The organism is Pseudalkalibacillus sp. JSM 102089 (assembly GCF_041366475.1).
Taxonomy (GTDB): domain Bacteria; phylum Bacillota; class Bacilli; order Bacillales; family Guptibacillaceae; genus Guptibacillus; species Guptibacillus hwajinpoensis_B.
This window is the reverse complement of record NZ_JBEWYW010000002.1, coordinates 66,829-78,693: the sequence shown is the minus strand read 5'-3', so window position 1 is coordinate 78,693 and position 11,865 is coordinate 66,829. Positions and strand designations below refer to the sequence as shown.

Annotated in this window: 10 protein-coding genes; 9 read left to right on the top strand and 1 reads right to left on the bottom strand. The window is 40.3% G+C overall.

Annotation, left to right across the window (positions count from 1 at the left end):
- Window positions 1-24 precede the first annotated feature (24 nt).
- A complete protein-coding gene (locus tag ABVF21_RS05175; RefSeq protein WP_371017626.1) occupies window positions 25-624 on the bottom strand; it encodes a YdcF family protein in 600 nt (199 codons plus the stop codon).
- 205 nt (window positions 625-829) lie between these two features.
- Here ABVF21_RS05175 and ABVF21_RS05170 point away from each other — a divergent pair, with 205 nt between their 5' ends.
- From ABVF21_RS05170 to ABVF21_RS05130, 9 genes are all read left to right on the top strand, one after another.
- The gene (locus ABVF21_RS05170) at window positions 830-2,128 is read left to right on the top strand and encodes an ABC transporter substrate-binding protein (RefSeq protein ID WP_371017625.1); all 1,299 of its coding nucleotides are present in this window, start codon (window positions 830-832) and stop codon (window positions 2,126-2,128) included.
- Window positions 2,129-2,186: 58 nt separating this feature from the next.
- Window positions 2,187-3,152 (top strand): carbohydrate ABC transporter permease, encoded by a 966-nt coding sequence (locus tag ABVF21_RS05165; RefSeq protein WP_370314267.1) that lies wholly within the window; start codon window positions 2,187-2,189, stop codon window positions 3,150-3,152.
- Complete coding sequence (locus ABVF21_RS05160; protein ID WP_371017624.1) at window positions 3,152-3,973, top strand: carbohydrate ABC transporter permease; 822 nt, start codon at window positions 3,152-3,154, stop codon at window positions 3,971-3,973. Before ABVF21_RS05165 ends, ABVF21_RS05160 begins: the two co-directional genes overlap by 1 nt.
- Before the next feature lie 243 nt (window positions 3,974-4,216).
- Window positions 4,217-5,671, top strand: a complete 1,455-nt coding sequence (locus ABVF21_RS05155) for a circularly permuted type 2 ATP-grasp protein (protein ID WP_194218699.1) — start codon at window positions 4,217-4,219, stop codon at window positions 5,669-5,671.
- A 5-nt stretch (window positions 5,672-5,676) separates the two neighbouring features.
- Complete coding sequence (locus ABVF21_RS05150) at window positions 5,677-6,642, top strand: alpha-E domain-containing protein (RefSeq protein WP_371017623.1); 966 nt, start codon at window positions 5,677-5,679, stop codon at window positions 6,640-6,642.
- The gene (locus ABVF21_RS05145; RefSeq protein WP_371017622.1) at window positions 6,639-7,505 is read left to right on the top strand and encodes a transglutaminase family protein; all 867 of its coding nucleotides are present in this window, start codon (window positions 6,639-6,641) and stop codon (window positions 7,503-7,505) included. Before ABVF21_RS05150 ends, ABVF21_RS05145 begins: the two co-directional genes overlap by 4 nt.
- Window positions 7,506-7,662: 157 nt before the next feature.
- The gene (locus ABVF21_RS05140) at window positions 7,663-8,856 is read left to right on the top strand and encodes a CdaR family transcriptional regulator (RefSeq protein WP_371017621.1); all 1,194 of its coding nucleotides are present in this window, start codon (window positions 7,663-7,665) and stop codon (window positions 8,854-8,856) included.
- Window positions 8,857-9,000: 144 nt separating this feature from the next.
- Entirely contained in the window at window positions 9,001-10,728 is a 1,728-nt protein-coding gene (locus tag ABVF21_RS05135) for a sugar phosphorylase (RefSeq protein WP_371017620.1), read from the top strand.
- Window positions 10,725-11,864: a glycerate kinase family protein gene (locus ABVF21_RS05130; protein WP_371017619.1), complete on the top strand. Its 1,140-nt coding sequence runs from the start codon at window positions 10,725-10,727 to the stop codon at window positions 11,862-11,864. The genes ABVF21_RS05135 and ABVF21_RS05130 overlap by 4 nt, the downstream gene beginning before the upstream one ends.
- Window position 11,865: the final 1 nt, after the last annotated feature.

Genomic DNA, 11,865 nt, shown 5'->3' with positions numbered 1-11,865 from the left:
GAAACCGACTAGCGGTTTTTTTTGCTATTGGAAAGGTAGATCCTTCAAAATGCCTTTCTTTATATACTTCTGCATGGAGTGAAGTTCTTTCATGACTCTAGCGTTTTCTCTATCACTCTTCCACCAGTTGTCTCCCTGTCCAGATTCTCTGTCATCGGGGCAGAGAGTATAGGAGATCCAGTCCGGCATATAGGTGGTGAGAGTTAAGTGACACCTTTTCATGTGATAGGGGGAGCTCACAATCAGAAGTTTATTGATGTGATTCAGACCAAATGACCGTTGAAGTACCATAAGTGAAGCAATGACGTTTTCGGTCGTATTAGCTGCTTCGAGTTCGAGAAGAATATCTTCCTCGGGTACGCCAAAGTTAAGTAAGTGGTTTTTCATCCAAATGGCTTCTGACTCTTCTTCTTTACCCCATCTTGCTGCAGATCCGGAAACTAAAATTTTTGGAGCGCGCTTGTTATGATATAGTCTGGCTGCTTTTTGAACGCGATGAATCGTTTTTGCACCAAAAACGAGAATGCACTCTCCATCTTTTCCATCATCTACAATGCTATCGAACATGAATGAAGTAATTTGTTGAATTGAGAGATTGTCCAGATTAACTTCAGAAAACATCATTTCTCTTTCACCTCGTTAGGACATTTCTTAGTAACTCTCTTCTCCTTTTAATCAAGAGATCCTTTCTTTCGTAGTTCTATACTAGCTTATGAGCATGACCACAAAAAAGTGAAGATAACAACAAAAATATGAAGGCGCTTACATAAATTGAGAGCCATTCAATTTGATAAAGTAAATGTAATAAAAGAAACGGGGGATTGATTGTATGAAGGGAACGTTGAAAAAATTTACGGGATGGATTCTCGTCCTTGTCCTCGCTCTTGTACCACTTTCTGCTTGTTCAAACTCTGGGGAAACGAATAGCAGTAGTGAAGGAAGCGCTAGTAAAGAAGAAACGCTTGATATTTTTAGCTGGTGGACAGGTGCTGGTGAAGAGGATGGATTGAATGCGCTAATTGACTTATTTAAAGAAGAATACCCTGATATTGAAGTAGAAAACGCAGCAGTTGCGGGCGGAGCAGGAACGAACGCGAAAGCCGTACTTGCAAGTCGCATGCAGGGTGATGATCCACCAGCAACCTTCCAGGTTCATGGTGGTTCTGAATTGAACGATGGATGGGTTGTGGCTGATAAGATGGAAACGCTTAACGATCTGTATGAATCCGAAGGTTGGGGAGATAAGTTTCCTGAAGATTTAATTGATCTTGTTAGTAAAGATGGAGATATCTATTCGGTTCCTGTGAATATTCATCGTGGAAATGTTCTATGGTATAACACGAGCGTTTTTGAAGAGAACGGTGTCGAGCCGCCAGCCACGTTTGATGAATTTTTCGCTGCTGCTGACCAATTACAGGAAGCTGGTGTTACGCCGCTTGCTCTTGGAGACAAAGAGCCCTGGACAGCAACTCATTTGTTTGAGACTGCGCTCTTAGGAACGCTTGGAGCAGATGATTACAAAAAGCTTTTCACTGGAGAAATGTCGTTTAGTGATCCGAAAGTAAAGGAAGCAGCTGAGAACTTTAAGAAGATGCTCAGCTATGTGAATGAAGACCATAGCTCACGAAATTGGCAGGATGCTTCCCAGCTTGTTGCAGATGGAGAAGCGGCGATGAACGTTATGGGAGACTGGGCAAAGGGTTATTTTGTGAACGACCTTAATTTAAAGGTGAAAGAAGACTTTGGTTGGGTGGCAACACCTGGAACAGACAGTATGTTTATGGTCATTACAGATACATTTGGTCTCCCAAAGGGAGTTTCAAATCCTGAAGACGTTAAGAAATTCTTATCTGTTCTTGGTTCAGTTGAAGGACAGGATGCGTTCAACCCATTAAAAGGCTCTATTCCAGCTCGAGTTGATGCCGATCTCTCGAACTATGATGAGTATGGGAAAGAAACAATTGAAGACTTTAAAAATGCTAGTCTTGCTCCAAGTCTTGCCCACGGATCGGCTGCACCTGAAGGCTTTGTCACAAAAGTGAACCAGGCGATTAATATCTTTGTCACACAGCAGGATGCGGATCAATTTATTAGTTCGCTAGAAGATGCTTCAGGCGATCTTAAGTAAAAGAGGACGGGGGAGAAGGATTGCTCTTCTCCCTTTTTCTATCGTAAGGGGGATGAGGATGAAAACTGAAACAATGATAAACCAATCTGTTAAAGCCGTAACAACTCGAAAAAGACGTTCACTTACGAAAGATCACATAATCGCCATTGCTTTCCTTATTCCATCCATCCTATTAGTAGGTGTTTTTGTTTATGGTTTTATCGGATGGACTGGCTATGTCTCTTTGAGTAATTGGAATTCACTTGTACCAGACTTTTCATTTGTTGGGTTGAAAAATTACATCTACTTGTTTAGTGATTTTCGTTTTCAAGCTGACTTACGAAATACACTGTTTTTTACGATTCTCTTCATTCTAGTCGTGATTGTGGTAGGGCAGTTTCTCGCCATTCTTCTTGATCAAAAAATTCAGCAGGAGTCACTCTTTCGAAATATCTTTTTCTTTCCGATGGCGCTTTCGTTTGTTGTAACGGGTGTAGTTTGGCAATGGCTATTAAACCCTTCGACAGGTGTTAACCTATTTCTTGAAAAGATTGGTCTTGATTCAAAATGGTACACGGATACGACCATTTTTCCTGCAATTGGATGGGGAAAGATTGAATTCGGGATTCCGATAGCGATGATTGCTGTTGTGATTGCTGCAGTATGGCAAATGACGGGCTTCTCTGTTGCCATGTATCTTGCCGGTTTACGTGGGGTGCCTGAAGAAGTGCGAGAAGCAGCGAGAATGGATGGAGCAAATGAATTCCAAGTATATTGGAAAATCATAATGCCGATTCTTCGCCCAATTACGGTTAGTGTCATAATTATTATGGCTCATATTTCACTTAAAATTTTCGATTTGATTTACGCGATGACAGGTCCTGGCGCGAACTTTGTAACCGATGTTCCGGGTGTATATATGTACGAAACGACTTTCCGTGGAAATTACTACGCAAACGGAGCAGCTATTGCTGTGGTCATGCTTCTCGCTGTTGCTATCTTTATCGTTCCATATCTGTGGTCGAGTCGAAAGGGGGAAGCTTGATGGCGATTAGAACGATCACCCGTCCGCTTCTTTATGCTCTCCTTATTGCTTTATCATGCTTTTATTTAATGCCAGTTTACGTCATGATCATAACGAGCCTGAAGCCTCTTGAAGAAGTGACCTTAAGTCAAATGTGGCAGTTACCTTCAACTTTTGATTTTAGTAGTTATTCAGTAGCGTTTACGAAGCTTGCTCCAAACTTATTAAATAGTTTCTATCTTGTTATCCCAGCAACATTGCTATCAGCGTTATTAGGATCACTTAACGGTTACGTACTTTCAAAGTGGAAGTTTAAAGGCGCAAATACGCTATTTACGGTTATTTTGTTCGGAATGTTTATACCCTATCAAAGTATCCTTATCCCGCTCATTCAGTTTCTTAGAAAAATCGGATTATATAATTCTATTGCAGGGCTTATTTTTGTTCACGTTGTGTATGGGATTCCGATTACGACACTTATGTTTCGCAATTTCTATGCCAGCATTCCTGATTCGATGATTGAATCTGCCAAAATAGATGGGGCAGGGTTTATCGGAATTTACCGTTTCATCATGATGCCTTTATCAATTACAGGGTTTGTTGTTGTCGCAATCTGGCAGTTTACGAACATCTGGAATGAATTTTTATTTGCTGTCACGATCACAACATCTGATCAACAACCTGTTATGGTTGCTCTTCAGAATTTATCCGGCAGCCAAATCGTTCAATGGAATGTACAAATGGCAGGTGCACTCCTTGCTGCACTACCAACTCTACTCGTTTATATTTTCTTAGGTAAGTTTTTTGTAAAAGGATTACTTGCGGGATCAGTAAAAGGGTGAAATCGACTTTTGATAAGAGCAGCTTATGCTGTTCTTTTTTTTACTCATTTACGTTCTGTGATGACCTTTCACATGGATGATTCAAAAATCGAGAAAACAACATCTTGAGATAACATTGCTATTTTTATTTGAATGAGTGTCTTAAATAGAGAGATTTCGCTACTTTATCTTGAGATTTGTTAGAATAGTGAGAAAAATGGTAAAATTAATAAGTGTTCTTATAATAGTGGAGGGGGAGTGCTGATGTTTCATTCGTATAAAGTAGATGGTTACTTTGATGAAATGCTTGAAGAAGGCAAGAAACCAAGGGGACATTGCAAACCGTTCCATGAGAAATTAAACGAGGTAGCTCCGGAAGAATTACAGTCGAGGTATGAACTAGCGCAAAGCGATTTTCTTCGCCAGGGCATTACGTTTACCGTTTATAGTGATAATGAGGGTACAGAACGGACAATGCCATTTGATTTTGTTCCCAAAATAATTCCACCAGACGAATGGCAACATCTTGAGCGAGGACTTATGCAGCGATTTGATGCGCTCAATGCTTTTCTTGATGACGTCTATCATGAACAAAATATTCTTAAAGACGGCATAATTCCACGGGATCTGGTCGTCAATTGCCAGCATTTTTTCGAACAAGTGGCAGGGATTGATCTTCCGAGAAGGCAGCATATTTTTATGGCAGGAATTGATTTAATTCGGGATGATAATGGGGAGTATCGCGTTCTAGAAGATAATCTTCGTAATCCCTCTGGCCTCTCTTATGTTTTTCAAAACCGTTATGTAATGAGAAAAGTTTACCCTGAATTTTTCAATCAATATTCTGTTCAATCTCTTGAACAGCAATTTTCATATCTACACTCAGCAATGGCCTCGCTTGCTCCTGATGATAGCACATCACCGACGATTGTATTATTAACACCTGGTGTTCATAATTCAGCATACTACGACCACTCTTTTATTGCTCAGCGAACAGGAATTGAACTCGTAGAAGGCAGAGACCTTGTGGTGAGGGAGCGACAGGTGTTTATGAAAACTGCTCGTGGATTGAAGAAGGTAGATGTGATCTATCGTAGAATAGACGACGAGTTTCTTGACCCACTGGAATTTCGTGAAGATTCGCTTCTTGGGGTTCCAGGGCTCATTGATGTGTATCGAGCGGGAAATGTTTCGATTCTAAATGGTATTGGTAATGGAGTTGCCGATGATAAAGCGATCTATCATTTTGTTCCTGATATGATTCGCTATTATTTAAAGGAAGAACCACTAGTGAAAAACGTCGATACATATCTTCTGAGATATGACGATCAGTTGGAATATGTTCTTGATCATTTGTCAGAGTTAGTCGTCAAACACACGAACGCTTCAGGCGGCTATAACATGCTTATCGGTCCTCATGCTACGGAAGAGGAGATTGAAGCCTATCGAGCGCAAATTTTAAAGAATCCATCTGAATTTATTGCTCAACCGACAATTAAATTATCTCGCCTCCCAGCATTTAAAGAAGACCGCTTTGCTGCATGTCACGTTGATCTTCGCGTGTTTATATTTGGTGGAGAGAAGACTCACGTATTTCCTGGTGGTTTAACACGTGTCGCTCTCAAGGAAGGTTCTCTTGTTGTCAATTCTTCACAGGGCGGCGGAGCGAAAGATACGTGGGTACTAGAAGAGAATCCAATTGTAACGGGGGGAGAGTGACAACCATGCTAAGCAGAGTAGCTGATTCGCTTTACTGGTTAACCCGAAATGTCGAACGAGCAGAGAATAACGCGCGATTGATCGCGGTTAAGTTAACGAGTCGTCTTGAGAATGCTAATCCAATCGAAGAGACGAATCAGAATTGGTATGAACTGATTGAAATAAGCGGGTTTCAAGAGGTTTTTGATGAAGAACATGATCGACCGATGGATCGAAATGTGATGGAGTTCCTACTGTTTTCATCAAAGAATCCTAATTCAGTACTCAATACAATAACTATTGCTAGGGAAAATGCACGCGCCGTTCGAGAAATTATTCCCAATGAACTATGGGAAAGTATTAATTCTTTTTATTTGAAATTAAAGCAACAAAGCCACACGCCATGGACGATGGAAGAAGTTAGCGATATTTGTGAATTTGTTAAGAAGGAATCTCTTTTATTTCAGGGGATTGTTGAAGCAACAATGCCGCGAGGAGATGCTTACCTTTTCATGGAAATGGGTAAACATCTGGAAAGAGCTGAGAAGGCAGCTCGCATATTGGATGTTTATTATCACAAAAATTTAGAGAGCTACCAGAACACAGAAATTGTGGAGTATCATCACTGGTGGTCAGTTCTTCAGTCAGTGAGTGGACATGAAGCTTACATTAAAACGTATCGACCGTTGATTAAAAGTCGCAATGTCGCTGAGTTTTTCATTTTAAATGCTGAGTTTCCGAGGTCAATGATGTACTGTATTCAAAAAGTGCGAAATGCATTTGTCGCGCTTGAAGATGGTCATGTCGAACATTATTCAGAATCACTTGCACAAGAGCTCGAGCACCTTGCCAATGATCTTTATGATTTCTCAATCGAAGAAATTTTGAACCAAGGAGCTCATGCGTTTCTTCAGAGTTTTCAACACAGATGTATGACGATCGGCATGCACATTACGAAAACCTACTACATGGGGGAAGTTGTGATACCATGAAATATGAAGTTACCCAAACGAACACTTATCACTATGAGCTGCCAGTAAGGCAGAGTATTAATCAGTTCAGATTGCGACCACTTCATGATGTGCAACAAACGCTTCATGACTATCGCGTTCGCATCCAACCTGAAAGCAAGACTTACGGGCATACGGACTATTGGGGCAACTATGTTGAAACGTTCTATCTATGGGGCGAACATGAGGACCTTGAAATTGAAACCATTTCAACGATTGAAATTCATCCACTCGCGCTGGATGTTACTTTACCACTTACGGATAATCAGCTAGCTGAACTTCATTCAGAATCTTTTAAGCAAGCTCATGCCGAATATATGATCGAAACGGATTATACGACAATCTCCAAGCATGTGATGGAAGAAGAAACACGAGAGCTCTGGGCAAATGCTAGAGATGAACTTGACTTTGCAGTGAAGCTTAATGAACATATTTATAACACGATGGAGTACGTGTCAGGAGCCACAAATGTTGAAACGACCGCAGAAAAAATTCTCACTCATCGTACAGGCGTTTGTCAGGATTATACTCATCTAATGCTTGCGCTCTGTAGGCATCGAGGAATTCCAGCTCGCTATGTTAGTGGATATATTTATATTGGAGAGAATTCCGCTTACCGTGGGGACGCGGCAACTCATGCGTGGCTTGAAGTAAAAGTCCCGGGCCTAGCCTGGATTGGCCTTGATCCAACGAATAATGCCGTAGCTCGCGAACAGCACATTCGGATTGCAGTAGGCCGAGACTATCGTGATATTTCTCCTCTAAAAGGGGTATATATCGGCGGAGCTCACACGCTTAACGTTAGTGTAGGTGTAAAGAATTTAGAAGAACGGGTCAGCGGGTAAGAAGCTGCCCGTTTTTTAAATTGGAAATCCTTCCATCACTAAAACCGCTTGAAAGCATGGAAATAGTAGTAGCATTCATGTAAGGTTTTGTTTGTTAAACATATTTTTCTTAAGCGATAATCTTACCGCTAATTAAACAGAAAAGAGGCGAAAATGGTTGATTATTTCACCTCCGCTTGCTCAATCAATCGTAGAAGAAACAGAAAGTATCATTAGTCGCAATATTAATTTTATGGATAGTGAAGGTAAAATTATTGCTAGTACTGATCCAAATCGTATCGGTCACTTCCATGAAGGAGCCTATAATGTTCTGCAACGGCAACAAAGTTTAGTGATCGAAGAGGATGATGAGTTAGAAGGAACGAGAAAAGGCATAAACCTCCCCGTTTTTTTGCATGACCAGATTATTGGTGTGATCGGTATTACCGGAGCCCCTGAAGAAATCAAACAGATGGGCGAGGTAATCCAAAAAATGACTGAAATTCTTGTGAAGGAAGCTTACTTTGATGAACAGCTCGAACTAGAAGATCGAGCGAAAGAAGCGTTTATTGATGAATGGATCGATGGAAAGTGGGAAAATGATAAATTATTTGCATCAAGAGGATGGATTCTTGGCATCAATGTCCATATCCCGAGAGTCGCTGTCATTCTTGATATGATCGGGATGAATGATCTTATTTATAATAAATTATCAAGCTACCAAGCTGATGTTAAAGGAGAACTTGAAATTCAGCGTTTTCGTCGAGATATTCTTCAAGAGATTCAATCGAGGTTTCCACCTAATAGTCAGCATGTGATCATACCAACAGGCAGTACACGTTATATCCTTTTATTATCCGTTAATGATCAAGTGGCCGAGGTGAATCGTAAAGGAAAGATTCAATTTCGACTGGAACAAATCCAGCAAGCTATCGAATCTTCTTACCCCTTCACAATGGCTGCAGGTATTGGAAGGATGTATACAACGCCACGAGAAATATCAAGGTCTGTACAAGAAGCAGAGAAAGCCTTGCTTCATTCCAGAAAGCAGAGTAATTTGTTTTTCTATGATCAACTTGGCATTGAATCTTTTGTGTATGATCTCCCCCCAGAAGTGAGATTAGATTTTGTTGAGCGGGTTCTCCCTTTAGAACAATTAGAGAAAAAACATCAAATGATTGAAACGCTTGAAGCTTTCTATAAAGCAAATGGGTCTATTCAAAAAGCATCGAGTGATTTATATATTCATAAGAACACTCTTCAGTACCGCTTAAAGAAAATTAGTGAATTTACTGGATATGATCCTAGAAATTATGAGGATGCTGTTCTTCTGCAAGTAGCTCTTGCTTTTTATAAATCCAACCCTACGTAAAAGACACTTTGAAAAAAAAGTGTCTTTTATTATGTGTACTAAAAATATATGTGTAAAAGACATTTTTTTAGTTATCTGTAACATAGAATGCTTTTGGGAGATTTAATAAACTACTAGTAGAACATATTTCGGGAGGCATAACAGATGAGAACATCAATTCAGGAGAGCATATACAACAAGTTAGAGCGACTATACGGAAAACAAAGAGCGCTTTCTGTGACATCTAAAGTAATGGAACTAATTAAATCATATAAGCGGAAGGAAATAGAGCCTGATAAAAAATGGGTAGATGAAAAAGATATTATGATGATCACTTATGGTGATTCTATTAAAGAAGAGGGGGAAGTTCCTCTTAGAACGCTGCGAGAATTTTTATCTGATCACCTTACTAATGAAATCAATGCGGTGCATATTCTTCCTTTCTATCCATATACGAGTGATGACGGATTTTCAGTAATGGATTATAAAACAATAAATGAAGAGCTTGGTAATTGGGACGATATTCAAGCGCTTTCTAATCAAACGGATCTAATGTTTGACGCTGTTATAAATCATATTTCAAGTGAAAGTAATTGGTTTAAAGAATATTTGAAAGGAAACGAGGCTTATCAGGATTACTTTATTGAAGCTGATCCTGAAGCGGATTATAGCAAAGTGACGCGTCCTCGCGCACTTCCTCTTTTAACAAAAGTGGAAACGAACAATGGAGAGAAGCACATTTGGACGACGTTTAGTGAAGATCAAATTGATTTAAATTACGAAAGTGATCGTGTGCTCCTTGAAGTCCTTGATATTCTTCTCACTTATGTTCAGAAAGGAGCACGCTTTTTAAGGTTAGATGCGATTGGCTTTATGTGGAAAAAACTAGGTACCACATCGATTCACCTGGAGGAAACTCATTTGCTAGTGCAGGTTATGAGAGAAGTACTTGAAGAAGCAGCACCGGGAACGATCGTAATTACAGAAACCAACGTTCCCCATAAAGATAACATTAGTTATTTTGGGGACGGTTCAAACGAAGCCCATCTTGTTTATCAATTCCCTTTACCTCCATTGACGCTCCATTCCTTTCAAACTGGCGATGCATCGGAGTTAACGAAATGGGCCAAATCACTTGAAGCTACTACGGAAACAACTACTTATTTTAACTTTCTAGCTTCTCATGATGGAGTAGGTGTTCGACCTGTAGAAGGTATCCTATCAGCATCTGAAGTGCAGAGAATGGCGGATAAAGTTCAAGAAAATGGTGGTTACGTCTCTTATAAAAATAATGGTGATGGAACAAAGAGTCCATATGAATTGAACATTAATTATTTAGATGCGATTTCAAATAATGGAGAATCGAATGAGAAAAAGGCAAAGCGGTTTATTGCAGCTCAATCAGTACTGCTTTCATTAATGGGCGTCCCTGGCATCTACGTTCATAGTTTACTAGGCTCTCAAAATGATCAAAGTGGCGTCGATGAAACAGGACGATACCGCTCGATTAATCGAGAGAAGCTAACACGATCAACGCTTGAAGATGAACTTCAAAAGGAAGGAAGCTTACGGAATCTAGTTTTCAATGATCTAAAAAAACTGATCAGAACGCGCAAATCTAATAAAGCTTTTCATCCCAATGCTTCTCAAGAAGTGTTGGAAATGGATCAGCGCATTTTCTCTGTAGTTCGTACGAATGAACAGACGGGAGACAGAGTTGTAGCGATTACAAATGTTTCAGATGACACCGTTACGCTCAAACGAGAAATACTTGATCGTTATTTTGATGGTACTGCTTTCGATCTCATTTCCGAGTGTGAAGTTTCTTCGGAGATAACAGTATCTCCTTATGAAGTTCTTTGGGTATGTACAACATCGGAGGTGAGTGAATGAGAATCTTGATAGCTACTGATTCTTTTAAAGGATCTATGAGTAGTCTTAATGCCGCCCACGCCATTGAACGTGGGATAAAGGAAGTTATTCCTGATGCAGAAACGATTCTCATACCAATGGCAGATGGTGGTGAAGGAACGGTAGATGCATTAGCTACTATTCTTAATGGGCAAGAGATCGTCGTTGAAGGTATCAGCGACCCTCTTGGTCGGCCAATCAGGGCGACATACAGTTGGGTAGAATCAACATCTACTGCGATTATTGAAACTGCATCAGCTTCAGGTCTCCCTCTTCTTAAAGAAAATGAACTCGATCCGCATCAAACCTCCACTCATGGGACAGGGCAGTTAATTAAGCATGCTCTTAATAAGAAGGCGCGAAAAATCATACTTGGTTTAGGTGGTAGCGCAACTGTTGATGCAGGAACTGGTTGTTTTGAAGCGCTCGGGGTTCAGTTTCTCGATCAGAAAGGTGAAAGAATAAAGGCAAATGGAGCATCTCTTGCTCATATTTCTTCTATCGACCTTACAGCATTAGATTCTCGTCTGAAAAACGTAGAAGTTGTAGTGGCGTCTGATGTAACAAATCCTTTACTTGGTAAGGAAGGCGCTATTACTGTGTTCGGTCCACAAAAGGGAGTTAACGATATTAATAGATTTGAAGCTGGAATGAAAAACTATGCGAATAGAGTAAGTGAAAAAATTGGCATGAACCTGGAGAACAGTGATGGAAGCGGAGCAGCTGGCGGGTTTGGTTTTAGCCTATTAGCCTACTTAGATCCAATTTTTATGAGCGGCTTCTCTTTACTTGCTGAGCATAGCTGTTTAAAAGAACAAATGAAGTCGAGTCACTTAGTGATTACGGGAGAAGGAAAGCTAGATGCCCAAACGTTATATGGTAAAGTGCCTTCGGGTATTTCTCGGCTAGCTAAATCTGTTAATGTTCCTGCGATCGCTTTCGCTGGTACTTCTACGATTCTAGAAGATAGGGAGATGGGCATTATGACCGTTTTACCTATTATTGATGAGCCAATGGAATTGAAAGAAGCCATGACTCGAGGACCAGAGTTATTGTACCGTGCAAGCAAGCGCTTTATGACGCTTTATCAATGGATTAATAAGGGGAAGGGAGAATAGA

What these genes read in the sequence shown, in the direction of transcription:
- ABVF21_RS05135 (WP_371017620.1), top strand. Translation starts at nt 9,001, where the DNA reads ATGAGAACATCAATTCAGGAGAGCATATACAACAAGTTAGAGCGACTA.
- ABVF21_RS05155 (WP_194218699.1), top strand. Translation starts at nt 4,217, where the DNA reads ATGTTTCATTCGTATAAAGTAGATGGTTACTTTGATGAAATGCTTGAA.
- ABVF21_RS05145 (WP_371017622.1), top strand. Translation starts at nt 6,639, where the DNA reads ATGAAATATGAAGTTACCCAAACGAACACTTATCACTATGAGCTGCCA.
- ABVF21_RS05130 (WP_371017619.1), top strand. Translation starts at nt 10,725, where the DNA reads ATGAGAATCTTGATAGCTACTGATTCTTTTAAAGGATCTATGAGTAGT.
- ABVF21_RS05150 (WP_371017623.1), top strand. Translation starts at nt 5,677, where the DNA reads ATGCTAAGCAGAGTAGCTGATTCGCTTTACTGGTTAACCCGAAATGTC.
- ABVF21_RS05175 (WP_371017626.1), bottom strand. Translation starts at nt 624, where the DNA reads ATGATGTTTTCTGAAGTTAATCTGGACAATCTCTCAATTCAACAAATT.
- ABVF21_RS05160 (WP_371017624.1), top strand. Translation starts at nt 3,152, where the DNA reads ATGGCGATTAGAACGATCACCCGTCCGCTTCTTTATGCTCTCCTTATT.
- ABVF21_RS05170 (WP_371017625.1), top strand. Translation starts at nt 830, where the DNA reads ATGAAGGGAACGTTGAAAAAATTTACGGGATGGATTCTCGTCCTTGTC.
- ABVF21_RS05165 (WP_370314267.1), top strand. Translation starts at nt 2,187, where the DNA reads ATGAAAACTGAAACAATGATAAACCAATCTGTTAAAGCCGTAACAACT.